Annotated in this window: 23 protein-coding genes and 1 tRNA gene; 21 read left to right on the top strand and 3 right to left on the bottom strand. The window is 54.9% G+C overall.

Annotated features, from left to right (window positions below; genetic code table 11):
* The first annotated feature begins 253 nt into the window (after positions 1 to 253).
* A complete protein-coding gene (locus AC0R79_RS25025) occupies positions 254 to 4690 on the top strand; it encodes an esterase/lipase family protein (protein ID WP_474735185.1) in 4437 nt (1478 codons plus the stop codon).
* Positions 4680 to 6596, top strand: a complete 1917-nt coding sequence (locus AC0R79_RS25020; RefSeq protein WP_474732037.1) for a hypothetical protein — start codon at positions 4680 to 4682, stop codon at positions 6594 to 6596. Before AC0R79_RS25025 ends, AC0R79_RS25020 begins: the two co-directional genes overlap by 11 nt.
* A gap of 469 nt (positions 6597 to 7065) precedes the next feature.
* Here AC0R79_RS25020 and AC0R79_RS25015 read toward each other — a convergent pair whose 3' ends face one another.
* Positions 7066 to 7593 carry a hypothetical protein gene (locus AC0R79_RS25015; protein WP_474732036.1) on the bottom strand — a complete coding sequence of 176 codons (528 nt, stop codon included), beginning with the start codon at positions 7591 to 7593 and terminating at the stop codon, positions 7066 to 7068.
* A gap of 18 nt (positions 7594 to 7611) precedes the next feature.
* Between AC0R79_RS25015 and AC0R79_RS25010 the strand changes: the two genes are divergently transcribed.
* Positions 7612 to 7929 (top strand): hypothetical protein, encoded by a 318-nt coding sequence (locus AC0R79_RS25010; protein WP_474732034.1) that lies wholly within the window; start codon positions 7612 to 7614, stop codon positions 7927 to 7929.
* A gap of 145 nt (positions 7930 to 8074) precedes the next feature.
* Here the strand turns inward: AC0R79_RS25010 and AC0R79_RS25005 are convergent.
* Positions 8075 to 8159 (bottom strand) — tRNA-Leu (locus tag AC0R79_RS25005).
* A gap of 108 nt (positions 8160 to 8267) precedes the next feature.
* Between AC0R79_RS25005 and queA the strand changes: the two genes are divergently transcribed.
* The 6 genes from queA to AC0R79_RS24975 all read left to right on the top strand — a co-directional run bounded on the left by queA (position 8268) and on the right by AC0R79_RS24975 (position 14352).
* Positions 8268 to 9317: a tRNA preQ1(34) S-adenosylmethionine ribosyltransferase-isomerase QueA gene (gene queA / locus AC0R79_RS25000; RefSeq protein WP_236191909.1), complete on the top strand. Its 1050-nt coding sequence runs from the start codon at positions 8268 to 8270 to the stop codon at positions 9315 to 9317.
* Positions 9318 to 9331: 14 nt separating this feature from the next.
* Positions 9332 to 10447 (top strand): tRNA guanosine(34) transglycosylase Tgt, encoded by a 1116-nt coding sequence (gene tgt, locus AC0R79_RS24995; protein WP_161794909.1) that lies wholly within the window; start codon positions 9332 to 9334, stop codon positions 10445 to 10447.
* 43 nt (positions 10448 to 10490) lie between these two features.
* Positions 10491 to 10826 carry a preprotein translocase subunit YajC gene (gene yajC / locus AC0R79_RS24990; protein ID WP_007956696.1) on the top strand — a complete coding sequence of 112 codons (336 nt, stop codon included), beginning with the start codon at positions 10491 to 10493 and terminating at the stop codon, positions 10824 to 10826.
* Positions 10827 to 10890: 64 nt separating this feature from the next.
* Positions 10891 to 12759, top strand: a complete 1869-nt coding sequence (gene secD / locus AC0R79_RS24985; protein WP_474732030.1) for a protein translocase subunit SecD — start codon at positions 10891 to 10893, stop codon at positions 12757 to 12759.
* Between the two features lie 9 nt (positions 12760 to 12768).
* Positions 12769 to 13683: a protein translocase subunit SecF gene (gene secF / locus AC0R79_RS24980; protein ID WP_007956694.1), complete on the top strand. Its 915-nt coding sequence runs from the start codon at positions 12769 to 12771 to the stop codon at positions 13681 to 13683.
* 120 nt (positions 13684 to 13803) lie between these two features.
* A complete protein-coding gene (locus tag AC0R79_RS24975) occupies positions 13804 to 14352 on the top strand; it encodes a glycine zipper 2TM domain-containing protein (RefSeq protein WP_007956693.1) in 549 nt (182 codons plus the stop codon).
* Between the two features lie 96 nt (positions 14353 to 14448).
* Here AC0R79_RS24975 and suhB read toward each other — a convergent pair whose 3' ends face one another.
* Positions 14449 to 15267 carry a type III secretion system regulator SuhB gene (suhB, locus tag AC0R79_RS24970; RefSeq protein WP_007941397.1) on the bottom strand — a complete coding sequence of 273 codons (819 nt, stop codon included), beginning with the start codon at positions 15265 to 15267 and terminating at the stop codon, positions 14449 to 14451.
* Positions 15268 to 15412: 145 nt separating this feature from the next.
* Here suhB and trmJ point away from each other — a divergent pair, with 145 nt between their 5' ends.
* From trmJ to rlmN, 12 genes are all read left to right on the top strand, one after another.
* Positions 15413 to 16183, top strand: coding sequence for a tRNA (cytosine(32)/uridine(32)-2'-O)-methyltransferase TrmJ (gene trmJ, locus AC0R79_RS24965; protein WP_007956692.1), 771 nt, complete (start codon positions 15413 to 15415; stop codon positions 16181 to 16183).
* Between the two features lie 2 nt (positions 16184 to 16185).
* Complete coding sequence (cysE, locus tag AC0R79_RS24960; RefSeq protein WP_007956691.1) at positions 16186 to 16962, top strand: serine O-acetyltransferase; 777 nt, start codon at positions 16186 to 16188, stop codon at positions 16960 to 16962.
* A gap of 168 nt (positions 16963 to 17130) precedes the next feature.
* Positions 17131 to 17622 carry a Fe-S cluster assembly transcriptional regulator IscR gene (gene iscR, locus AC0R79_RS24955; protein WP_007956690.1) on the top strand — a complete coding sequence of 164 codons (492 nt, stop codon included), beginning with the start codon at positions 17131 to 17133 and terminating at the stop codon, positions 17620 to 17622.
* Positions 17623 to 17672: 50 nt separating this feature from the next.
* Entirely contained in the window at positions 17673 to 18887 is a 1215-nt protein-coding gene (locus AC0R79_RS24950; RefSeq protein WP_007956689.1) for an IscS subfamily cysteine desulfurase, read from the top strand.
* Positions 18888 to 18988: 101 nt separating this feature from the next.
* Complete coding sequence (gene iscU, locus AC0R79_RS24945) at positions 18989 to 19375, top strand: Fe-S cluster assembly scaffold IscU (RefSeq protein WP_003227907.1); 387 nt, start codon at positions 18989 to 18991, stop codon at positions 19373 to 19375.
* 28 nt (positions 19376 to 19403) lie between these two features.
* Complete coding sequence (gene iscA / locus AC0R79_RS24940; protein WP_003227904.1) at positions 19404 to 19727, top strand: iron-sulfur cluster assembly protein IscA; 324 nt, start codon at positions 19404 to 19406, stop codon at positions 19725 to 19727.
* Between the two features lie 8 nt (positions 19728 to 19735).
* The gene (gene hscB, locus AC0R79_RS24935; protein ID WP_007956687.1) at positions 19736 to 20257 is read left to right on the top strand and encodes a co-chaperone HscB; all 522 of its coding nucleotides are present in this window, start codon (positions 19736 to 19738) and stop codon (positions 20255 to 20257) included.
* 51 nt (positions 20258 to 20308) lie between these two features.
* Positions 20309 to 22174, top strand: coding sequence for a Fe-S protein assembly chaperone HscA (gene hscA, locus AC0R79_RS24930; protein WP_474732025.1), 1866 nt, complete (start codon positions 20309 to 20311; stop codon positions 22172 to 22174).
* Positions 22174 to 22515, top strand: a complete 342-nt coding sequence (fdx, locus tag AC0R79_RS24925) for an ISC system 2Fe-2S type ferredoxin (RefSeq protein WP_007956685.1) — start codon at positions 22174 to 22176, stop codon at positions 22513 to 22515. The genes hscA and fdx overlap by 1 nt, the downstream gene beginning before the upstream one ends.
* A 14-nt stretch (positions 22516 to 22529) precedes the next feature.
* Complete coding sequence (gene iscX / locus AC0R79_RS24920; RefSeq protein ID WP_085684618.1) at positions 22530 to 22730, top strand: Fe-S cluster assembly protein IscX; 201 nt, start codon at positions 22530 to 22532, stop codon at positions 22728 to 22730.
* A gap of 88 nt (positions 22731 to 22818) precedes the next feature.
* Positions 22819 to 23244: a nucleoside-diphosphate kinase gene (gene ndk, locus AC0R79_RS24915; RefSeq protein ID WP_007916882.1), complete on the top strand. Its 426-nt coding sequence runs from the start codon at positions 22819 to 22821 to the stop codon at positions 23242 to 23244.
* A gap of 29 nt (positions 23245 to 23273) precedes the next feature.
* Positions 23274 to 24422, top strand: coding sequence for a dual-specificity RNA methyltransferase RlmN (gene rlmN, locus AC0R79_RS24910; RefSeq protein WP_007956683.1), 1149 nt, complete (start codon positions 23274 to 23276; stop codon positions 24420 to 24422).
* The last annotated feature ends 10 nt before the right edge of the window (positions 24423 to 24432 follow it).

Below are 24432 nucleotides of genomic sequence, written 5' to 3'. Positions count from 1 at the left end.
AGCTCTGTTATCAGCTCAAATTGAGCGTCGGGAGGATGATCTGGCAGAGTTATTAGAATTGTCGGATAGCTATGTGGGAGTAACTACCCATGTAATTTTTTTTCACGGTTTAGACGGTGATAAAGAGAAAACTTGGCTCTCCAGCAGCAAACCAGCAGAGCTATGGCCCCGTTGGTTAGGTGCAGACTGTGCCAGAGTAGGTATTTGGAGCGTGGGCTACGAGTCATCTGCAACTAAATGGCGGGGCGGCAGCATGCACCTACCAGATCGAGCGGAAAATGTTTTACCACTGATTCTAGCTGAACGGCGGCTTCAAGATGGCAATCTTATTCTTATTGGGCATAGTCTCGGCGGACTAGTAATAAAACAGTTGCTTAGAATCGCTCAGCGAGACGCATCGAAAAATACTAAAGCTGAGTCTTTTGTTCATCGTGTGAGACGTGTTGTATTTCTTGGTACGCCGCATTTTGGTGCAGGTTTGGCGCAGCTGGCAAAATTAATAAACCCACTTTTTAGACGTTCCTCGTCTACTCGAGCTCTCGAGCGAAATGATCCTAATTTACGTGATCTGAATAACTGGTACAGAAGGTTTTGCGTCGAAAGCAATCTAGAAACTCTGGTGCTCGTAGAAACAAAACCGATAAGTTTTTTTGGCGTGAGATTGCCCGAGTTCATTGGGCAAGTTGTACTCCCGGATAGCTCTGATCCAGGAGTAGATGCCATCGCTATCCCAGTAGATGCAGATCACATTCAAATAGCTAAGCCCGCTACCAGACGCTCGGAGATTTACATTCATGTCGCGGAATTCATCAGTCGGGAATTTACAAAGCAACATGAAGACTTTTTAATAGCAAAAGAAATTCAAGTTCAGGCGGAAGCTATCGAAACTCTTTCTGATAAAGCCGAAGGTCAAACTAAGGCAATCGAAGAGGTTGGTAAAATAGTAAGCTCACTTGAGAGCTTTGTATCGAAAAAGACAGTGGTTAGCGGGGGGTCAAAAGTAGTCGATAATGAAGCTTGTGAACGTCTAGAAGCTATTGTTAAGTCAAGACTGTTTCTAGAGTATAAGTCAGAGTTGCAATCGAAAAAACTAGTGGAGAGTTTACGGTCAGGAGATCTGAATGGGGTTTCGCTGCCGGTAAAAGCGCGGATTTTTAGTTGGTGTGCCCGTTTCTTATCTGTCTCGGATATACAGTATGCGCGTGAGCTGATAGAAGAAATTTGCAGTACAGACGCCATTGATGAAACAAATATCGCGAAGGCTTTTATAGCAGGGCAGGCTGGGGATTTACCGTCGGCTCTAGCTCTCTTGGACGAGTTGCAAACTCCGACATCAAGGTCGGCTGCTTTCATAATGATACGGAATATACATGGATCCTCTAAGGCGTTGACATGGATCGAGAGTTCCGAAATTGGTTTGGTAGATCTCGAATCAGATGGAAAATTTTTCTTGATTCAAAGTTTTGTCGAATGTGATTTTTGGGATGACGCTTTGAAAACGGTCGATGGTCTTTCTGAAGAAGATTACCTCTGTACGCCAGCTCTGGCATATTTGTCTGCGCTTGTTTACTTAGCTCAGGCAGTGCCTGAAGAGTTAAGGCCGTTAGTGTATCAAACTCCGCCTTTCGAGGCTCGAACGTTTCCCCTGGCAGGGGACGAAAAAGCTATCCAGTTTAGGCGAAAAGCCCAGGCTTATTTTGAAAGAGTTGCTCAAAGCGCAGTCGCCTTGACTCTCAATTCAATGGCGGAAATCGCAAACGATAGTGCGTTGTGGCTTGCTCTTAGAGATGTCGAACGGCATGACGCAGCCCGTAGAGAACTTGAACAGAGTATGAGTGATCGCGTTGTATCCCTCAGGCGCTTGCCGCTTGCGATGCAATTTGGTCTAAATATTGATGTACATGCAGTTGAGCGAGAGATTGAGAGGCGAACTGCTTTAAGCGGAGGTAAATCATCCGACGCCGCGGTGGCAAGGTTTGCTTTGGCATTCACACAAAAGAGTCCGAAAGATGTTGCTTTATATATTGATCGTCATAGGTCGCAATTAGTTGAGCATTTAAATTACAAAACCATCGCGTTTCTTGAAATTGAAATGTTAGTTCGATCCGGTCAAAAAACAGCTGCCGAGGAACGGCTGGCGGAAGTAATAGCGGCGGGGTTGTCAGAACCCGAGAAACAGAGAATTGAAAGATTGGTTTTCGAAGCGTCTGATTCTGATCTGGTTTCGCAACGAATTGCTTTATATGAAACCAGCAAATCTATCACGGACTTGCATAATGTAGTATCAATATTAGAGGAGCAGCAAGATTGGGGTGGGCTAGTAAATTACGCTCGCGAAATATTTGACCTCACTCGTGATATAAAGGACGCGCAGCGTTACGCACGGGCACTTTACAATGTTGGGAGGGTCGATGACACTTTAGGGTTTTGTACTGAGTACCCGATATTTTTAGAACAGTCAGAAGAGCTGCAGCGAATTCGCTGCTGGAGTCTTTATGAACAGGGGCGTTTCATTGAGGCGCGGGAAGCTCTAAGTAAGCTAAAAAATAACTTTAAAGAAGAGGAGCAGCGAAGTTTAACGATCAGTATAGCGGTAGCCTCTGGCGATTGGGATTCACTTCAGATTAATGTCGAGGAGGAGTGGAGGGCGAGGGATAATCGCACCGCTATGGACCTTCTTCGCGCGGCGAAACTTGCCCAGCTTATAGTTTCTCCTCGTCTGAAAGAGTTGGTGTTTGAGGCCGCTCGGAAAGGGGCGGAGGATCCGAAAGTATTAATAGCGTGTTATGGGATTTCAACAGAGTGTGGGTGGGAGGATGGCGACCTAACATTCGGATGGATGCAGGCCGCCAGTGAACTATCGGGTGATGACGGACCTGTTCTTAAAATATCTCTGCAAGAGTTGATGGATAGGCAACCAGATTGGGAGGAGCAGACTAGGCAAGCTTACAAGAAAATGGCGGATGGAGATATTCCAATATTTGTATCAGCTAGTCTTCATAATAAAAATCTACTAAGTTTTTATCTGGCTTTGGCACTTAATAACCTCGATCAGGTTGATGCAAGAAAACGAAGCGTGATTTTTTCATTTTCAGGATCTAGATCGATGCGTACTGTTAATCCTGACCGTATCGCGATTGATGTCACGGCACTATTAACATTAGAGCTTATTGGTGTATTGGATTCGGTCCTCAGTACCTTCGATGCCGTGGTTGTTGCGCATGGAACATTGAAGTGGCTATTTGATGAGAGACGTAGCTTGTCATTTCATCAGCCCAGTAAAATACGAGAGGCGCACGAGCTTAAGCAATTAATAGCTGCGGGTAGTATCAAGAATTTTGAAACTACCAAGAGAGCTTCGACTGCAACTTCTTCAGAAGTTGGTGACGGGTTAGCGTCAATGCTGGCGGTTGCATCAGATGAGCTTTCTGACAGCGTTCCACAGCGCCTTGTGATTCACCCAGGGCCTGTGCATCGAATCGGCAGCCTTGTAATGGAGGAAGCGGATCTATCGGAGTTCTCAGCGTGTCTTTGTAATTGCCAGTCGGTAATCGAAAAGTTGATCGAACGTGGTGTCTTAACAGCTGCGGAAGCGAAAGTTGCAAAAGACTTTCTCTCCCCTATTGAGCGTCCGTGGCCTCAGTCACCTGTGATAGCTGATTCTGCTCATTTATATTTGGATGATCTTGCGGTTTCATACTTTCAGCATTTGAAGTTGCTGCCAAAACTGTCTCGCGCCGGCTTTACTGTCTTTGTCTCGTCGCGTGAGGTTGCGGAGTCTGATGAGTTGATTAGTTATGAAAAGCAAGCTTTAGTTTCTATTTCGGTACTTGAAAATCTCAGGTTGAGGATCAGGGACGGAATTGCTTCTGGGAAAATTGAGGTCGGTTCGCTCTCTAGGAAATCCGAAGATGAAAACGAAAACTCTATGCGCGATCATCCTTGTCTAGATGTTCTGAAGTTGGTAAACGCTGCAGATGTGTTAGTTTCCGACGATAGATATATAAATAAATTCCTTGCTTTCGAAGAAGGTGGCGTTTCGCATAGTGTGCTTACAACGATCGATATTTTGTATAATCTTTCGTCTCGTGGGGTTCTGACAAATATTCAAGTTTCAGAACTTAAAACCCAATTGCGTCGTATGGGTATGGCATTAGTTCCGGTCGATGCTTTTGAGTTGATGCACAATTTGCAGCAATCGAAAATCGTAGACGGGAAAGTACTGGAAAATGCAGGGCTGAAAGCCATAAGGGAGGCAGTGTTCAGAATTGCAATGTCTGACATTTTGCAACTACCTAAAGAATTTCCTTGGTTACATGCCATATTTCAAGAGAGCTATAGTGTAATGAGAGAGCTCTGGTGTGAAGACGCGGAATTAACAACCTCCATAGCTCAATCAAATTGGCTTTTTAGTTTGTTGGACATCAGAAAGTGGTCGCATCGTTTTATACCGGCTGGCCTTGATGTAAGAAGTCAATTTGAAACGCAGTTAATGGCTCTTATGGTTCTTCCAAGTCATCAGTCTAAAGTTGTTCGTAAAAATTATTCGGATTGGCTGGAGCGAAGGATATTGGGACAGCTGAAAGAGGAGGATTCAGAGCTCTTTAATAGATTGATAGAACATGCATCAAGAGTTGTTGAGCATGGGGTTAAGCAGCAGTATGTCAATGAGGTGGACGATGCGCATTGAAGAGAACACGGCCTTGATGTTTGAGGCGGCATTGAATCTGTTTCCCGAAATCGTAAGTAATTCGCTTTTAAATGACTCACTGTTGACTCATCGTCTTGGTGTTGAAACTTCCACTCGGCTATCCTTTGGTGATTTAGAATTTTCATTTGATAGCAAGGATTTTTTTAACTGTGCTCGCAACATTATGTCTGAGATTGGTACAAAGTTCTCGGTACAAGACTCAGTTGGTAACGAATGGGTTTTGAGTGTCGAAACTGGAAAAGGAGGTAAGTTTACACTGCTAGCGTGCGGTGAAAAAAAAGCCCGACTTCCTTATTTTTGGCAGCTGTCTCCTAACGCAGTCCTACGTGCTTCAGAATTTGATAAGGAAGCTAAATTAATTAATCTGCGAGGTTCAGCCTTAAATTATTGGAGAGAAAGAATATTAGTTGCCCCTCTAGACGTGGATGGTCTTGATGCATTTAGAAAGGATTTGTCATTAACTCCAATACGCTTTGCTGAATCTCTAGCAGAGAAATTGCGTCAGGATGATTGCAGCCTTAAAGATCTTATACCTCGGGATGCCTCATACTATGAGGCGTTAGTAGGTTCTCTTACGCGAATTGCAGATCTCCCCGCATATACTCTAGAAGCGAAAGGTTTTTTGCTTCAACTTTTAGAGTGGGAGTGCGTGCGTGGGTTGGGGTTTGCGTTGCTTCTTTCAGGGCATTCAAAGTTTATTTCGAATATTGATATGGGGGATTGTCAGCTAAATGATTTTTTGTCCGTGTTGGAGTTTGTAAGGGATAAGGGCGATGTGTTCTCCAAAGTTGGTGTGATAGAGCTTGGTGCTGCAAATATTGAAAGGTGGCCGGAGGTTCAGCCGATCCTGTTGGATCTGTTTACTCAGTTGGTTGATGATGATCCGCTCAATACGAGTGGTCGATTTGCGTTTGTTTCGTCGCTTGTTGTTTTGGTTATAGGTGAGTTGTCCAGGATTAAAATTTTTAAAGATAAACCGCCTTTTTGGGTACGCCTCGCTGCGATAGCACACGCATCTCACATTGAAAGAGTGTATCTAGCTTCCCATGTAATGCCAGATGACTTTAAAAGTTGGGTTTTTGAAACTCGAGGTATGCATTTTTTCATGCAGTCGCTTTTAGATATGCGGCTAGAACCTAGGTGGCAGCCGGATTTTATTTCACCAACACAGCTAAAGTTTGAATTGCTTGGTAGGGCTGTAACTGCATTGAATCTAAAGCGAGACTGTATTACGTTTCCGGCATTGCTAGACCTTATAGAGGTAGATGCCGAAGGAGGGAATAGTTATTTAAAGTTTCCTGAATCATTTCTCCCTGGTCCTTTGGAAGGTGGGGTTGTATCCACATTAGATATGCCTGGCGAGATTCTGAAAGGTTTAGAGTTGAAGCTTAAATCTGAAGTTGTTAGTGTCGATTCTTTCAATGCTTTGGTCAATAGTTCGTTAATATTTAACATCACTGTAGATCATGCACGTTTCGCTGCTACGGCACTTAGAAAAGTTAAATACCAACTGGGGCAATCGGATAGTAGTAATGATCTTTTTGCCTTGATAAGTGGGTTGGCTGCTGTTGCTGCAGTGACTAGAAGTGAGGAGCTTGCAGCTGAAGTGCGAGTGTTGAGTAGGGTCACTAGGAGGCGTAAGGATTTAGCTATATTGGCGGGGCAGGAGTTTCGAATAGCTCTAATGGCTGCTGCTTCAATATCAGATTTCGAGGAGTGGTCTGTATTTTTAGGTGATTGGTTGACAGAGGTGGCATATGAGGTTGAGGCCGGTGAGCAGTCCGCGCATTTGTTAATTTGTCTGAAAACTATTGTGGGACTTATGCCGGAGCTCTCAGGGACATGCTCCAAAGCTGAAGCGTCATTGTATATAAGCTCTCAATGATTATTAATAGTTGTAGTGTTAACCAGCTTGATTAACTTGTTTTTTAATAAGACGGACATTTCTTTTGACACTTTAGCTAGAGAAAACCTGCGAGTCTGATAACCCGTGTAGGGGGCACCCCTTAGGGAGGACCCGTGAATTCTGCCGCTACGGCTCCTTTGCCTGGGACGAATCGGACACAACAGTCGGTAGGATCTGGAGCTATCCGCCGCGTCCGTTAGCGCTGAAGGTTCACGCCGTGAAAAGGGGCGAGGGGAAGGCTAATCGCTAGGTAGCGAAAAGGCGGTGTTCCGTGTGTTCCATGTGTTCCAGAAACTCTGGAGGCTAGGAAATACGTGGCTTTCAGAGGTGGAACACCAAATGCAAATAACCGGAACACCAGTTACGCGGAACACGTTTGGTGTTCCACGATTGGTGATCCGGTTAGGGGGAGGAAATGCTTCATCTAAGTTAGCGGCGATGCGGTGAGTCAGGCGGCTAGCAATTGCTCCATAGACAGTGCGTAGGCTTTATCGCTGATTGTCTTCTGGCTAATGCACGCAGGGCCGTGCGGGGTTTGCAATGGTACGTAGAGCTCACTCATCGAGCTTGTCCAACCCAACGCTTTCTCGGTGGCTTCCAAGTGTGCTGCGACGGCGGCAAATTCCAGAGCAGCCTTGTCCAAGCGGTCAGCCCACATGATTCGCGCTACCCGTAGCTGCTTCTGACGGAGATCTTTCAGAACCTCTTTGATTTCTGTGATTTCCTCGTCGAGCTTTTCAACTTCATTTTTCAAGGCTTGCGCGGTCGTTGCCACTCCCCGCTTGCCACGAGTTGCCGTTGCTAGCACTTCCGAGGCCAAACGCAGTGCCTTCTCCGCTCGCTGCTCATCTGCCTCGTTCCCATCGCTGAGAGCTACCGCATAGCTCGCTGCCGCTTGTTTCTCAGCATATTGGGCTTTCTCGACTTCGGTTCGTTTCTCATCCTCCAACTTTTGCAGCTTGGTCGATAGTTTCAAGCGTTTGTCCTGCAGCTTTTGCAGATCGCTCTCTACCTGGCTGATTTCTTTCTGAGCCTTTTTGATATTGGTGCTCGCGAACCGGGTGCCATCATCCCAGGCGATAAGCCTTTGAATACGCTTGATCTCGGTGGCATGGCCCTCGATAGCGGATTTAGCGTCATCAAACGCATCAACGATTTCGTGAGGATAGGGCGCTCTATTGATGCGGTTTTTGCAAAGAAGCGCTTGGCTTACTTTAGTGCTGGGCGGTTAAGGAGGGAGTCGATTTCGACTGGCCGACTTGGATTTAAGGGATGGTTGCAAATGGGGCAGTCAGTCAAGTTGCATGGATAAAAAGTAGAAGTCGAACTGCGTCGGGAGGGATGTTTGCGGTTATTGAATTCGACATTGAGCAGAACAGAGTGCAGTCCATCTCCCTTGCCCTCACTTTTCTGTAGACGAAAAAAAAGGCCTTGCTAAGCAAGACCTTTCTTAATTTTGGTGCCCCGAGGGAGACTCGAACTCCCACTCCTTTCGAAAACGGATTTTGAATCCGCCGCGTCTACCAATTCCGCCATCAGGGCTCAATGGCGGCGAAGTATAGAGAGGTGCCTACCGTTGGTCAATCACGTTTCATGGTCAATTTTCGATATTTCCGCTAGACTTTCCGGCCCTGCTAGACGAACCCCATCATGCGCGTTGCTGACTTTACCTTCGAGCTTCCTGATTCGCTGATTGCCCGCCATCCTTTGGCCGAGCGTCGCGGTAGTCGCCTGTTGACCCTGGATGGGGTCAGCGGCGCCCTGGCACACCGTCAATTCACTGATCTGCTGGAGCATTTGCGCCCGGGCGATCTGATGGTGTTCAACAATACCCGGGTGATTCCGGCGCGCCTGTTCGGGCAGAAGGAGTCTGGCGGCAAGCTGGAAATCCTCATCGAACGCGTGCTCGATTCCCACCGCGTGCTGGCCCATGTGCGTTCCAGCAAGTCGCCGAAGCCGGGTTCGAAGATCCTGATCGACGGCGGCGGCGAAGCCGAGATGCTGGCGCGTCACGATGCGCTGTTCGAGCTGGGGTTTGCCGAAGAAGTGCTGCCGCTGCTCGATCGCGTCGGCCACATGCCGTTGCCTCCTTATATAGACCGCCCGGACGAAGGTTCGGATCGCGAGCGCTATCAGACCGTGTATGCCGAGAAGCTCGGCGCGGTGGCGGCGCCGACCGCCGGGCTGCATTTCGATCAGACGCTGATGGAAGCGATCGCCGCCAAGGGCGTCGAGACTGCGTTCGTCACGCTGCACGTCGGCGCTGGCACGTTCCAGCCGGTGCGCGTCGAGAAGATTGAAGATCACCACATGCACACCGAGTGGCTGGAAGTCGGTCAGGACGTGGTCGATGCAGTCGCCGCTTGCCGTGAGCGCGGCGGTCGAGTCATCGCTGTCGGCACCACCAGCGTGCGTTCGCTGGAAAGCGCCGCCCGCGATGGCGTGCTCAAGCCGTTCAGCGGCGACACCGACATCTTTATCTTCCCGGGCCGGCCGTTCCATGTGGTCGATGCCCTGGTCACCAATTTCCATTTGCCCGAATCCACGCTGTTGATGCTGGTTTCGGCATTCGCCGGTTATCCGGAAACCATGGCTGCCTACAAAGCCGCGGTCGATAACGGATACCGCTTTTTCAGCTACGGTGATGCGATGTTCATCACCCGTAATCCCGCTCCCCGCGGCCCAGAGGAATCCGTATGAGTCGCACCTGTCGTATGTCTTTCGAGTTGCTTGCCACCGATGGCAAGGCTCGTCGTGGTCGTCTGACCTTCCCTCGTGGCACCGTCGAGACCCCGGCCTTCATGCCGGTGGGCACCTACGGCACGGTCAAGGGCATGTTGCCGCGTGACATCGTCGCCACGGGCGCGGAGATCATTCTGGGCAACACTTTCCACCTGTGGCTGCGCCCGGGTACCGAAGTGATCAAGGAGCACGGCGACCTGCACGATTTCATGCAGTGGAAAGGCCCGATCCTGACCGACTCCGGCGGCTTCCAGGTGTTCAGCCTCGGCGCCATGCGCAAGATCAAGGAGGAGGGCGTGACCTTCGCCTCCCCGGTCGACGGCTCGAAAGTGTTCATGGGCCCGGAAGAGTCGATGCAGGTCCAGCGCGATCTGGGCTCGGACATCGTGATGATCTTCGACGAATGCACGCCGTACCCGGCTGACGAAGACGTTGCCCGTGTGTCCATGGAGCTGTCGCTGCGCTGGGCCCAGCGTTCGAAGAATGCCCATGGCGACAACACGGCGGCGCTGTTCGGCATCGTTCAGGGTGGCATGCACCAGGACTTGCGCATGCGCTCGCTGGAAGGCCTGGACAAGATCGGCTTCGACGGCCTGGCCATCGGTGGTCTGTCGGTGGGCGAACCCAAGCACGAAATGATCAAGGTGCTGGACTACCTGCCGGGCATGATGCCGGCTGACAAACCTCGTTACCTTATGGGCGTTGGCAAACCGGAAGATCTGGTTGAGGGTGTGCGCCGCGGTGTGGACATGTTCGATTGCGTGATGCCAACCCGTAATGCCCGCAACGGGCATCTGTTCATTGATACAGGCGTGCTGAAGATCCGTAACGCGTTCCATCGCCATGATGATTCGCCTCTGGATCCGACCTGCGATTGCTATACCTGCCAGAACTTCTCCCGCGCTTATCTGCATCATCTGGACAAGTGCGGCGAAATGCTCGGCAGCATGCTCAATACCATCCACAATTTGCGCCATTATCAGGTGCTGATGGCTGGTTTGCGCGAGGCTATTCAACAGGGTACATTGGCCGCCTTTGTCGATGCCTTCTACGCCAAACGCGGGCTTCCCGTTCCGCCTTTGGACTGAGTTTTCTGACCCCAAGATTCAACATTTGCAACTGGAGTGCTAAATGAGCTTTTTTATCTCTAATGCCATGGCTGACGCGGCTGCACCGGCTGCAGCGCCTATGGGCGGCGGCTTCGAGTGGATTTTCCTGGTCGGCTTCCTGGTCATCTTCTACCTGATGATCTGGCGTCCACAGGCCAAGCGCGCCAAAGAGCAGAAGAACCTGCTGAGCAGCCTGCAGAAGGGCGACGAAGTGGTCACCACCGGTGGCATCGCCGGCAAGATCACCAAAGTGGCCGATGACTTCGTGGTTCTGGAAGTTTCCGACACCGTGGAAATGAAGTTCCAGAAGGGCGCCATCGCCGCCACGCTGCCAAAAGGCACGCTGAAAGCGATCTAAGGTTCCAACTTCTACTCAATCGACGGGGCGCGCAAGGCGCCCCGCGTTCATAACGGGCGGCGTGATGCTGAACAAATATCCTCTGTGGAAATACATTCTGATCCTGGCGGTGCTGGCGATCGGTCTGATTTATTCCGCTCCGAATCTATACCCCGATGACCCGGCCATTCAGATCAGCGGCGCCAGCACGGCCCTGCAGGTCAATCAGGCCGATCTGGATCGCGTGAGCACCGCGCTCAAGGAATCCGGGATCAACGTCAAGGCTTCGAGCCTGGCTGCGAACGGCAAGGGCGGTCTGATCCGTCTGACCAAGGCTGAAGACCAGCTGCCGGCCAAGGACGTTGTCCGCAAGGCATTGGGTGATGACTACGTCGTCGCGCTGAACCTGGCACAAACCACCCCGCAATGGCTGCGCAGCTTGGCCGCGCACCCGATGAAGCTGGGTCTGGACTTGTCCGGTGGTGTGCACTTCCTGCTGGAAGTGGACATGGACAAAGCCCTCGACGCCCGCCTGAAAGTCTACGAAGGCGACGTCAAGAGCCTGTTGCGCAAAGAGAAACTGCGTTATCGCAGCCTGCCGCAACTCAATGGCGCCATTCAGCTGGGCTTCAGCGATGCTGATTCCCGCGAACAGGCCCGCGCGCTGATCCGCAAGAATTTCAACGATTTCGACATTGTTCCGGCCGACCTCAACGGTCAACCGGTGCTGCGTCTGGCGATGACCCCGGCCAAGCTGGCGGAAATCCGTGAATACTCCATCAAGCAGAACCTGACCACGGTACGTAACCGCGTCAACGAGCTGGGTGTTGCCGAACCGATCGTCCAGCGTCAGGGCGCCAACCGTATCGTGGTTGAGCTGCCGGGCGTGCAGGACACTGCCGAAGCCAAGCGCATCCTCGGCAAGACGGCCAACCTGGAGTTCCGTCTGGCTGCAGAGCCGGGTGCTTCGAAAGCCACTTCCGAAACTTTCGAATTCCGCGAAGGCAATCGTCCTCCTGCCCAGATCGAGCGTGGCCTGATCATCACCGGTGACCAGGTGACTGACGCCAAGGCCGGTTTCGGCGAGCACGGCACGCCTGAAGTGAACATCCGTCTGGATGGCCACGGTGGCGAGCTGATGAGCCGCGCGACCCGCAGCAACGTCGGTCGCAGCATGGCGGTGATCTTCATCGAGCAGCGCCCGGTCACCACTTACACCAAGCAAGTGGTCGACGGCGTCGAGAAAGACGTCGCGGTGCAGACCTTCAAGGAAGAGAAGAAGATCATCAGCCTGGCGACCATTCAGTCGCCGCTGGGTGCTCAGTTCCGTATCACCGGCCTGAACGGCCAGGGCGAGTCGTCCGAACTGGCGCTGCTGCTGCGTGCCGGTGGTCTGGCTGCGCCGATGTACTTCGCTGAAGAGCGCACCATCGGCCCGAGCCTGGGTGCGGACAACATCACCAAGGGTATCGATGCATCGCTGTGGGGCATGCTGTTCGTCTCGCTGTTCATCATCGCCATCTACCGTTTCTTCGGTCTGATTGCCACCGTTGCACTGGCGGTGAACATGGTGCTGCTGCTGGCGCTGATGTCGCTGCTGGGCGCCACGCTGACCCTGCCGGGTATCGCCGGTATCGTGTTGACCATGGGTATGGCGGTCGACGCCAACGTACTGATCTTCTCGCGGATTCGTGAAGAGATCGCCGCCGGCATGACCGTGCAGCGTGCAATCAACGAAGGCTTCGGTCGGGCATTCACTGCGATTCTCGACGCCAACCTGACCACCTTGCTGGTCGGCGGCATCCTTTTCGCCATGGGCACCGGCCCGGTGAAGGGCTTCGCAGTAACCATGTCCCTCGGGGTTCTGACTTCGATGTTCACGGCCATCATGGTCACCCGCGCGATGGTCAACCTGATCTTCGGCGGTCGTGACTTCAAGAAGTTGTGGATTTAAGGGGCTGCCATGTTACGTACAATCAACTTCATGGGCGTCCGCAACTTTGCGTTCGGCGTCACTGTATTTCTGACCTTGCTGGCAATCTTCAGTGTGTTCCACAAGGGCATGAACTGGGGTCTGGACTTCACCGGCGGTACGCTCATCGAGCTGACTTACGAGCGTCCGGCCGATGTCACCAAAGTGCGCGAGCAGCTGGTTTCTTCCGGTTATCATGAAGCCGTGGTGCAGAACTTCGGCGCGACCACCGATCTGCTGGTGCGCATGCCGGGTGAAGACCCGCAGCTGGGCCATCAGGTGGCGGAAGCGCTGCAGAAGGTCGGCGGCGACAACCCGGCGACCGTCAAGCGCGTCGAGTTCGTCGGCCCGCAGGTCGGTGAAGAACTGCGCGACCAAGGCGGCATGGGCATGCTGCTGGCGCTCGGCGGCATCCTGATCTACCTGGCTTTCCGCTTTCAGTGGAAGTTTGCGGTCGGCGCCATCGTGTCGCTGATCCACGACGTGATCGTGACCGTGGGTATCCTGTCGTTCTTCCAGATCACCTTCGACCTGACGGTGCTGGCGGCGGTACTGGCGATCATCGGTTACTCGCTCAACGACACCATCGTCGTGTTCGACCGGGTGCGTGAGAACTTCCGTGTTCTGCGTAAGGCCACGCTGATCGAGAACATCAACATCTCGACCACGCAGACCCTGCTGCGGACTATCGCGACCTCGGTTTCGACCTTGCTGGCGATTGCGGCGCTGCTGTTCTTCGGCGGTGACAACCTGTACGGCTTCTCCCTGGCGCTGCTGGTGGGTGTTCTGGCGGGTACCTACTCGTCGATCTACATCGCCAACGTGGTGCTGATCTGGCTGAACCTGTCGACCGAAGACCTGATTCCGCCGGTCAACACCGAGAAGGAAGTCGACGACCGTCCATAACGGCCATCGTTTCCCCGGCTGTCAGTCAAAAAAGACGCGAGTTGAACTCGCGTCTTTTTTTTTGCTCCAAGGCTGGGAGAAGCGCGGGCGCGTCCCGCATGTGATGGTCAGGAGGTTCATGTGAACAAGTCGTTGCTGGTTGGTGCGGTATTGGGTGCTGTCGGTGTGACTGCCGGGGGTGCTGTTGCCACCTACAGCCTGGTTAAAAGCGGCCCTGAGTATGCGCAAGTGCTGGCTGTAGAACCGGTCAAAACACAGATCAAGACTCCACGTGAAGTGTGCAAGGATGTGACAGTGACCCGGCAGGCGCCGGTAAAAGATCAACACCAGATCGCCGGCACCGTGGTCGGTGCGCTGGCAGGTGGTCTGCTGGGTAACCAGATCGGCGGCGGCACCGGCAAGAAGATTGCCACGGTGGCCGGTGCGGTCGGTGGTGGTTACGCCGGTAACAAGGTTCAGGAGGGTATGCAGGAGCGTGATACCTACACCACGACTCAGACTCGCTGTAATACCGTGAATGACATCAGCGACAAGGTCGTGGGCTATGACGTCCGGTATTCGTTGGACGGCAAGGAAGGCAAGGTGCGGATGGATCGTGATCCGGGCAACCAGATTCCGGTCGACAAGGAAGGCAAGCTGATCCTGTCGCAGAACGAGCCGGGCCAGTGATTGGTTGACTGTTTATAAAAAAAGCACCCTTCGGGGTGCTTTTTCATGCCCATAAAAAAACACCCCGAAGGGTGTTTTTTTGGTTTCGCGAAACGCTTAGCGCTTCAGCGAGGCCGGCAGGTGCGGCTGGATCGCCGTCAGAACTGCCTTGAAGCATTTGGTGTTGCCGGCAACGACGTGGCCTTTTTCAAGGAAGTCGTGACCGCCGGTGAAGTCGCTCACCAGGCCGCCTGCTTCTTGAATCAGCAGGGCGCCAGCGGCCATGTCCCACTCGGACAGGCCTGATTCCCAGAACGCGTCGAAACGACCAGCAGCAACGTAAGCCAGGTCCAGGCTCGCCGAACCGGCGCGGCGGATGCCGGCAGTCTGGCCAACCAGGGCGCGGAACATGCCCAGGTAGTTGTCGAGGTTGTCCATCTGGTCGTCACGGAACGGGAAACCTGTACCGAGCAGAGCGCCGTCCAGGCTGGTACGACCGCTGACACGCAGGCGACGACCGTTCAGTTGAGCGCCGCGACCACGGCTGGCGGTGAATTCTTCCTGGCGAACCGGATCCAGAACAACGGCGTGTTCCAGGCGACCACGGTATTTGCAGGCAATGCTGACAGCGAAGTGAGGAATGCCGCGCAGGAAGTTGGTGGTGCCGTCCAGCGGATCGATGATCCACAGGTATTCTTCGCCTTCGATGCCGGTGCCGGCGTGCAGGCCGGTCTCTTCACCCATGATCGAGTGATTCGGGTAAGCCTTGCGCAGGGCGTCGATGATTTTCTGTTCGGCGGCGCGATCGACCTCGGATACGTAATCCTTGGCGTCTTTTTCGTCGACCTTGATGGTATCCAGGCGCTCGATGGAGCGGAAGATCAGTTCACTGGCGCTGCGGGCGGCGCGCAGCGCGATATTCAGCATGGGCTGCATGGATGTGTCACCTAAGGTTGTTAAAGAAAGCCGCGCATTCTATCAGAACTTTTCTTCAGGTGAAGGTCGCTGTTCGCTTTCATAGCTTAACGGTAGGCTGTTCTGTAAGATTTGCACCCCTTTGCCGAGTCCGAGAGCGCCCGCCGTGCTGCAAAATATTCGTGTCGTCCTGGTCAACACCAGCCATCCGGGAAACATCGGCGGGACCGCGCGCGCCATGAAAAACATGGGCCTGTCGCGGCTGGTGCTGGTTGATCCGCGAGTCTTTCCGCATCACGAAGCCGATGCCCGTGCTTCCGGTGCCGGTGACATCCTTGAAAACGCGCAAGTCGTCGCCACCTTGGAAGACGCCTTGGTCGGTTGCAATCTGGTGCTCGGCACCAGTGCCCGTGACCGGCGTATTCCCTGGCCATTGCTGGATCCGCGCGAGTGCGGGACCAAAGTGGTCGAGGAGGCCGGGCAGGGCGCGGAAATTGCGCTGGTGTTCGGTCGTGAAGATTCCGGCCTGACCAACGACGAGCTGCAGCGATGTCACTATCACGTGCACATCCCCTCCGATCCTGAATTCAGCTCGCTGAACCTCGGGGCGGCGGTGCAGGTGTTGAGTTATGAAGTGCGCATGGCGTGGCTGGCTGCACAAGGTCAGCCGACCAAGATCGAGAAGGAAGAAGTGGCCTCCGTGAAAAGCGCAGAGCTTGCGACCATGGATGAGCTGGAGCGGTTCTATGAGCACCTGGAGCAGACTCTGGTGGCCATCGAATTCCTCGATCCGGAAAAGCCGCGGCACTTGATGGCGCGCCTGCGCCGGTTGTACGGACGCAGCTCGGTCAGCCGGGCGGAAATGAATATTTTGCGTGGCATCCTCACGGAAACCCAGAAAGCGGCCCGTGGCGAGCTCCTTAAGCGGAAGGATTAATGATGTTCGAGCGTTTGCGTGAAGATATCCAGAGCGTATTCCACCGAGACCCGGCGGCGCGTAACGCTTTTGAAGTCCTGACCTGCTACCCCGGCATGCATGCAATCTGGATTCATCGACTGGCCGGCATGCTCTGGCGCAACGATCTGAAATGGCTGGCGCGGCTGGTGTCGAACTTCGGTCGCTGGCTCACCGGGATCGAGATCCATCCGGGTGCCAAGGTCGGTCGACGCTTCTTCATCGACCATGGCATGGGCATCGTGATCGGCGAAACCGCTGAAATCGGCGATGACGTGACGATCTATCAGGGCGTGACCCTGGGTGGTACCAGCTGGAACAAGGGCAAGCGTCACCCGACCCTCGGCGATGGCGTTGTGGTGGGGGCGGGTGCGAAGGTGCTCGGTCCGTTCACTGTGGGTGCCGGCGCCAAGGTTGGTTCCAATGCCGTGGTCACCAAGGAAGTGCCTCCGGGCGCTACCGTGGTGGGAATTCCGGGCCGGATCATCGTCAAGTCCGATGATGAGGCGGACGCCAAGCGCAAGGCGATGGCCGAGAAGATCGGCTTCGATGCCTACGGTGTCAGTGAAGATATGCCTGATCCGGTGGCGCGCGCCATCGGCCAGTTGCTCGATCACCTGCAAGCGGTGGACGGGCGTCTGGAAGGAATGTGCGGCGCGCTGAAGGACCTGGGCAGCAATTACTGTGCGAAAGACCTGCCCGAGCTGCGTGAAGAAGACTTCGCCTGCGTCAAGGGCAAGGACGAATCCAAGCTCCATTGATGCACTTGCAGGGCTGCTGCCGACCGGTGTGCCATTAGGCCGCAGACCCTGCTATCATTCGCGCGCTCTTTTGCGGGTAAACCCGACTAAAGCACTAGGTCTTATAGTTGACTTAAATGCTCGGGAATTGCATACTCCCGCCCATTCCGAACTCCGTGGTAATTGTCCATGCGACTGACTACAAAAGGCCGATACGCCGTGACCGCCATGCTTGACCTGGCGTTGCACGCGCAACACGGGCCGGTGTCCCTGGCCGATATCTCCGAGCGCCAAGGCATCTCCCTGTCCTATCTCGAACAGCTTTTCGCCAAGCTGCGCCGCAGTAACCTGGTTTCCAGTGTTCGCGGTCCGGGCGGTGGCTACCAGTTGTCCCGCGACATGCAGGGCATCCAGGTGGCTCAGGTGATCGATGCGGTGAACGAATCGGTCGATGCAACAAAATGCCAGGGCCAGGGCGACTGCCACTCCGGTGACACCTGCCTGACCCATCACCTGTGGTGCGACCTGAGCCTGCAGATTCACGAATTTCTCAGCGGTATCAGCTTGGCCGACCTCGTAACTCGCCGTGAGGTGCAGGAAGTGGCCCAGCGTCAGGATCAGCGTCGTTGCAATGGCAAGGCGCCGCGCCTGGACAAGATTGAAGCGTCCGCCGTCGAATGACAGCCAGAGAGCTAGCGGCACGCCAGCCAGCCTGATTTAGGAGATAGTCCATGAAATTGCCGATTTACCTTGATTACTCTGCGACCACCCCGGTCGATCCGCGCGTTGCGCAAAAAATGAGTGAATGCCTGCTGGTCGACGGAAACTTCGGTAACCCGGCGTCCCGTTCCCACGTGTTCGGCTGGAAAGCCGAAGAGTCTGTCGAAAACGCCCGTCGTCAGGTGGCCGATCTGGTCAACGCCGACCCGCGTGAAATCGTCTGGACCTCCGGTGCCACCGAGTCCGACAACCTGGCAATCAAGGGTGCGGCACATTTCTACGCCTCCAAGGGCAAGCACCTGATCACCTCCAAGATCGAACACAAGGCTGTCCTCGACACCATGCGCCAGCTGGAGCGTGAAGGTTTCGAAGTCACCTACCTCGATCCGACCGAAGATGGCCTGATCACCCCGGCCATGATCGAAGCCGCGCTGCGCGAAGACACCATCCTGGTGTCGGTAATGCACGTGAACAACGAAATCGGCACCGTCAACGACATCGCCGCCATCGGCGAGCTGCTTCGTTCGAAGGGCATCCTGTTCCACGTCGACGCCGCTCAGTCCACCGGCAAGGTCGAAATCGACCTGCAGAAACTGAAAGTCGACATGATGTCGTTCTCCGCCCACAAGACCTACGGCCCTAAAGGCATCGGCGCGCTGTACGTCAGCCGCAAGCCGCGTGTGCGCATCGAAGCGACCATGCACGGCGGCGGTCACGAGCGCGGTATGCGTTCCGGCACCCTGGCGACTCACCAGATCGTCGGCATGGGCGAAGCGTTCCGTGTGGCCAAGGAAGACATGGCTGCCGAAAACGTACGCATCAAGGCCTTGAGCGACCGTTTCTACAAGCAGGTCGAGCACCTGGAAGAGCTGTACGTCAACGGCAGCCTGACCGCCCGCGTTCCGCACAACCTGAACCTGAGCTTCAACTACGTTGAAGGCGAGTCGCTGATCATGGCGCTCAAGGATCTGGCGGTTTCGTCCGGTTCGGCCTGCACCTCGGCGTCGCTTGAGCCTTCGTACGTACTGCGTGCCCTGGGCCGCAACGACGAACTGGCACACAGCTCGATCCGTTTCACCTTCGGCCGTTTCACCACCGAAGAAGAAATCGACTACGCCGCGCAGAAAGTCTGCGAGGCCGTTACCAAGCTGCGCGCTCTGTCGCCGCTGTGGGACATGTACAAAGACGGCGTCGATATCTCGAAGATCGAGTGGGCGGCACACTAAATATAGAAGCCGCCGGATACAGATCCTGTAGCGACGCGGCGGTTTACGCAGCGCAGTTGCAGGGTCTCAAGAGCGGCCCTGATGAGTGAGGATTGAGAATCATGGCTTACAGCGAAAAGGTCATCGACCACTACGAAAACCCGCGTAACGTCGGCAAGATGAACGCGGAAGATCCTGATGTCGGCACCGGCATGGTCGGCGCTCCGGCGTGCGGCGACGTGATGCGTCTGCAAATCAAGGTCAACGATCAGGGCGTTATCGAAGACGCCAAGTTCAAGACTTACGGCTGCGGTTCGGCTATCGCCTCCAGCTCCCTCGCCACCGAGTGGATGAAAGGCAAGACCCTGGACGAAGCTGAAACCATCAAGAACACTCAGCTGGCCGAAGAACTGGCCCTGCCGCCAGTGAAAATCCACTGCTCGGTTCTCGCTGAAGACGCCATCAAGGCCGCCGTTCGCGATTACAAGCAGAAGAAAGGCTTGATCTAAGCATTGGGCGACGAGTAAGGAGTCAACGATGGCTATCAGCATGACAGAAGCGGCTGCTCGACACGTGCGACGCTCCCTCGACGGGCGCGGCAAGGGTGAAGGGATTCGTCTGGGTGTTCGCACCACGGGCTGTTCCGGCCTTGCCTACGTGCTGGAGTTTGTCGACGAGGTGGTTGCAGAAGATCAGGTGTTCGAGAGTCACGGCGAGAAAGTGATCATCGACCCGAAGAGCCTGGCCTACCTCGACGGCACCGAGCTCGATTTCGTCAAGGAAGGGTTGAACGAAGGCTTCAAGTTCAACAACCCCAACGTACGCGGTGAATGTGGCTGCGGCGAAAGCTTCAACATCTGAGGCTTGTCGTGGGTATTCCTTGTCATTTCGCTTTATTCGAGCTGCAACCGGGCTTTCGTCTGGATCTCGAGCAGTTGGCCACGCGCTATCGCGAGCTGGCGCGCGGCGTTCATCCTGACCGCTTTGCCGATGCTTCCGAGCGCGAGCAGCGGTCGGCGCTCGAACAGTCTGCGCGGCTCAACGATGCCTACCAGACGCTCAAGAGTCCGGCCCAGCGTGCACGTTACCTGCTGACCATCAGCGGGCATGAAGTGCCGATGGAAGTCACCGTCCACGATCCCGAGTTTCTTTTGCAGCAGATGCAATGGCGCGAAGAGCTCGAAGATCTGCAGGACAGTGCCGATCTGGACGGTGTCGCGGCCTTCAAGCGTCGCCTGAAAACCGCCCAGGAAGAGCTCAACGAAAGCTTCGCAGCCTGTTGGGATGATGCAGCGCAGCGCGAACAGGCCGAACGCCTGATGCGGCGCATGCAGTTCCTCGACAAGCTCACCTACGAAGTGCGCCAGTTAGAAGAGCGCCTCGACGATTAACCCAGTGCCGCTCCGGTCGCACGCCTGATATACAGATAAGTCCTGATCACGATGGCCCTACTGCAGATCGCCGAACCCGGCCAAAGTCCTCAACCGCACCAGCGTCGTCTGGCTGTGGGGATCGACTTGGGCACTACCAATTCGCTGGTCGCTGCGTTGCGCAGTGGTCTTTCCGAGCCGCTGGCCGACGCCGAAGGGCGGGTCATCCTGCCTTCCGCCGTGCGTTATCACGCCGATCGCGTCGAAGTCGGCGAGTCAGCCAAACTGGCTGCGTCCTCCGATCCCTTGAACACCGTGCTGTCGGTCAAGCGCCTGATGGGTCGTGGTCTGTCCGACGTCAAGCAATTGGGCGATCAGTTGCCGTACCGCTTTGTCGGCGGCGAATCGCACATGCCGTTCATCGACACCGTGCAGGGCCCGAAAAGCCCGGTCGAAGTCTCCGCCGATATCCTGAAAGTATTGCGTCAGCGCGCTGAAGCCACCCTTGGCGGTGAGCTGGTGGGCGCGGTGATCACCGTTCCGGCGTATTTCGACGATGCTCAGCGCCAGGCTACCAAGGACGCGGCGAAACTCGCCGGTCTGAACGTGCTGCGTCTGCTCAACGAGCCGACCGCTGCGGCGGTGGCATACGGTCTGGATCAGCATGCCGAAGGCCTGGTCGCCATTTACGACTTGGGTGGCGGTACATTCGATATTTCGATTCTGCGCCTGACCGGCGGTGTCTTCGAAGTCCTGGCTACCGGCGGCGATAGCGCGCTGGGTGGTGATGACTTCGATCACGCGATTGCCGGCTGGATCATCGAGAGCGCTGGCTTGTCCGCCGACCTCGATCCGGGCGCACAACGCAGCCTGCTGCAAACCGCCTGCGCCGCCAAAGAAGCCCTTACAGATGCCGACAGTGTTGAAGTTGCCTACGGCGACTGGAAAGCACAGCTGACCCGTGAAGCCTTTGATACGCTGATCGAACCAATGATTGCTCGCAGTCTGAAAGCCTGCCGCCGCGCCGTCCGCGATTCCGGTGTCGAGCTGGAAGACGTGCACGCCGTGGTCATGGTCGGTGGTTCGACCCGCGTTCCACGTGTTCGCGAAGCCGTCGCCGAAGCCTTCGGCCGTCAGCCGCTGACCGAAATCGACCCGGATCAAGTGGTGGCCATCGGTGCTGCGATCCAGGCTGATACGCTGGCCGGCAACAAGCGTGATGGCGGCGAACTGCTGCTGCTCGACGTGATTCCGCTGTCCCTGGGGCTGGAAACCATGGGCGGCCTGATGGAGAAGGTGATACCGCGCAACACCACCATCCCCGTCGCTCGCGCCCAGGACTTCACCACTTATAAAGACGGCCAGTCGGCCATGGCGATCCACGTGTTGCAGGGCGAGCGTGAGCTGATCAGCGATTGCCGCTCTCTGGCTCGCTTCGAATTGCGCGGCATCCCGGCAATGGTGGCCGGAGCGGCGAAAATTCGCGTGACCTTCCAGGTCGATGCCGACGGTCTGCTCAGCGTCTCTGCCCGTGAACTGGGTTCGGGCGTTGAAGCGAGCATCCAGGTCAAGCCTTCCTATGGTCTGACCGATGGCGAAATCGCCAAGATGCTGAAAGATTCGTTCCAGCACGCCAATGACGACAAGGTCGCCCGCGTTCTTCGCGAGCAGCAAGTCGATGCGCAGCGCCTGATCGAAGCGGTGCGGGGCGCTCTGGAGGCGGATGGCGAGCGTTTGCTCGACGCCGAAGAGCGCATGGTCATCGATCTGCAGGTGCAGGAACTGACCGAACTGATGAAAGGCACTGATGGTTATGCCATCGAGCAGCAGACCAAGCGTCTGTCGCAAGTGACCGATGCTTTTGCAGCCCGTCGTATGGATCAGACGGTGAAAGCCGCTCTGTCCGGGCGCAATCTGAATGAAATCGAGGATATCTGATGCCGCAGGTCATTTTTCTGCCCCACGAGAAGTTCTGCCCTGAAGGCATGGTCGTTGACGCTGCGCCTGGCACGTCGATCCTCGAACTGGCTCACGAACACCACATCGAGATGGAAAGCGCCTGCGGCGGCGTCTGCGCCTGCACCACTTGTCACTGCATCATTCGCGAGGGTTTTGACTCGCTGGAAGAAGCCGACGAGTTGGAGGAAGATTTCCTTGATCGTGCCTGGGGGCTGGAAGCCCAGTCGCGCCTGGCTTGTCAGGCGATTGTCGGTGAAGAAGACATCACCGTCGAAATTCCGAAATATTCGCTTAACCATGCGGCCGAAGCGCCGCACTGACTGGTAAGACTGTCATGAGCTACGGTTGGAATGATGTTCAACGTATTGCAGAAGAGCTGGCCGAAGCCAAGCCGGGTGTAGATCCGTTTTCTGTCAATTTCGTCGACCTGCAGCGATGGATCATGGAGCTGCCTGACTTCGACAACAACTCTGGCCGGGTCGGCGAGAAGGTGTTGGAAGCGGTTCAGCAGCTCTGGAATGATGAAATAGACTGATCGTCCTCACAGGTTAGGCAATACCCAAGAACCCGCGTATAATTCGCGGGTTTAATTTTTCGCAAATTACCGTTTCTGGAGTTACACCATGGCTGTTCAACGTACTTTCTCCATCATCAAGCCTGACGCCGTTGCTAAAAACGTGATCGGCGAGATCACCACTCGTTTCGAAAAAGCCGGCCTGCGCGTTGTAGCTTCGAAACTGAAGCAACTGTCCAAAGCCGAAGCCGAAGGCTTCTACGCTGAGCACAGCGCTCGTGGCTTCTTCGGCGACCTGGTTGCCTTCATGATCTCCGGTCCTGTTGTTGTTCAGGTTCTGGAAGGCGAAAACGCTATCGCTCTGAACCGTGAGCTGATGGGCGCTACCAACCCTAAAGAAGCTGCTGCCGGCACCATCCGTGCTGACTTCGCTGATTCCATCGACGCCAACGCTGTACACGGTTCGGACTCCGAAGCCGCTGCTGCTCGTGAAATCTCGTACTTCTTCGCAGCTACTGAAGTAACCACTCGCTAAGCATTGGCTTAAAGAGTGAAGGTGAATCCATGACTACATCGACTGTTAAAACCAACCTGCTGGGTCTGACCCAGCCGGAAATGGAAAAATTCTTCGACTCAATCGGGGAGAAGCGTTTCCGTGCCGGTCAGGTAATGAAATGGATTCACCACTTTGGCGTCGATGATTTCGACGCCATGACGAACGTCAGCAAGGCCTTGCGCGAAAAGCTCAAGGCTGTTGCTGAGGTCCGTGGTCCCGAAGTGGTCAGCGAGGACATTTCCAGCGACGGCACCCGCAAGTGGGTGGTGCGCGTGGCGTCCGGCAGCTGCGTCGAGACCGTTTACATCCCCCAGGGCAAACGCGGCACTCTGTGCGTTTCGTCCCAGGCAGGCTGTGCCCTGGACTGCAGTTTCTGCTCCACTGGCAAGCAAGGCTTCAACAGCAACCTTACCGCCGCCGAAGTCATCGGCCAGGTGTGGATTGCCAACAAATCCTTTGGCAGTGTTCCGGCTACCATCGACCGCGCCATCACCAACGTGGTGATGATGGGCATGGGCGAACCGCTGCTGAACTTCGACAACGTCGTGGCCGCCATGCATCTGATGATGGATGACCTGGGCTACGGGATCTCCAAGCGCCGCGTGACCCTGTCCACGTCGGGTGTGGTGCCGATGATCGATGAGCTGGCCAAGCACATCGATGTATCCCTGGCGTTGTCCCTGCACGCACCGAATGACGCATTGCGTAACCAATTGGTGCCGATCAACAAAAAATATCCGCTTAAGATGCTGCTCGAGTCGTGCCAGCGCTACATGTCCGAACTGGGCGAGAAGCGCGTGCTGACCATCGAGTACACCTTGCTCAAGGACGTCAACGACAAGCTTGAGCACGCTGTGGAAATGATCGAGTTGCTGAAGAACATTCCATGCAAGATCAACCTGATTCCGTTCAACCCGTTCCCGCATTCCGGGTACGAGCGGCCGAGCAACAACGCCATCCGCCGGTTCCAGGATCAGCTTCACCAGGCCGGTTTCAACGTCACCGTGCGCACCACCCGTGGTGAAGACATCGACGCGGCTTGTGGTCAATTGGTAGGGCAGGTGCTGGATCGCACCCGTCGCAGCGAACGTTACATCGCCGTGCGTGAGTTGAGCGCCGACAGCGATCTGGCACAGAACGCCGCGAACACTAACTAAGAGAGGATCT

It is taken from the genome of Pseudomonas sp. HD57-3 (assembly GCF_056113135.1).
The sequence above is the reverse complement of the archived record's forward strand: the minus strand, read 5'-3'. Positions and strand labels throughout refer to the sequence as shown.

Coding starts and splice junctions, on each gene's coding strand:
- fdx (WP_007956685.1), top strand. CDS start 22,174: ATGCCGCAGGTCATTTTTCTGCCCCACGAGAAGTTCTGCCCTGAAGGC.
- suhB (WP_007941397.1), bottom strand. CDS start 15,267: ATGCAGCCCATGCTGAATATCGCGCTGCGCGCCGCCCGCAGCGCCAGT.
- secD (WP_474732030.1), top strand. CDS start 10,891: ATGCTGAACAAATATCCTCTGTGGAAATACATTCTGATCCTGGCGGTG.
- queA (WP_236191909.1), top strand. CDS start 8,268: ATGCGCGTTGCTGACTTTACCTTCGAGCTTCCTGATTCGCTGATTGCC.
- rlmN (WP_007956683.1), top strand. CDS start 23,274: ATGACTACATCGACTGTTAAAACCAACCTGCTGGGTCTGACCCAGCCG.
- iscU (WP_003227907.1), top strand. CDS start 18,989: ATGGCTTACAGCGAAAAGGTCATCGACCACTACGAAAACCCGCGTAAC.
- cysE (WP_007956691.1), top strand. CDS start 16,186: ATGTTCGAGCGTTTGCGTGAAGATATCCAGAGCGTATTCCACCGAGAC.
- iscA (WP_003227904.1), top strand. CDS start 19,404: ATGGCTATCAGCATGACAGAAGCGGCTGCTCGACACGTGCGACGCTCC.
- AC0R79_RS24950 (WP_007956689.1), top strand. CDS start 17,673: ATGAAATTGCCGATTTACCTTGATTACTCTGCGACCACCCCGGTCGAT.
- tgt (WP_161794909.1), top strand. CDS start 9,332: ATGTCTTTCGAGTTGCTTGCCACCGATGGCAAGGCTCGTCGTGGTCGT.
- hscA (WP_474732025.1), top strand. CDS start 20,309: ATGGCCCTACTGCAGATCGCCGAACCCGGCCAAAGTCCTCAACCGCAC.
- AC0R79_RS25025 (WP_474735185.1), top strand. CDS start 254: ATGCACCTACCAGATCGAGCGGAAAATGTTTTACCACTGATTCTAGCT.
- secF (WP_007956694.1), top strand. CDS start 12,769: ATGTTACGTACAATCAACTTCATGGGCGTCCGCAACTTTGCGTTCGGC.
- iscX (WP_085684618.1), top strand. CDS start 22,530: ATGAGCTACGGTTGGAATGATGTTCAACGTATTGCAGAAGAGCTGGCC.
- iscR (WP_007956690.1), top strand. CDS start 17,131: ATGCGACTGACTACAAAAGGCCGATACGCCGTGACCGCCATGCTTGAC.
- yajC (WP_007956696.1), top strand. CDS start 10,491: ATGAGCTTTTTTATCTCTAATGCCATGGCTGACGCGGCTGCACCGGCT.
- AC0R79_RS25020 (WP_474732037.1), top strand. CDS start 4,680: ATGCGCATTGAAGAGAACACGGCCTTGATGTTTGAGGCGGCATTGAAT.
- ndk (WP_007916882.1), top strand. CDS start 22,819: ATGGCTGTTCAACGTACTTTCTCCATCATCAAGCCTGACGCCGTTGCT.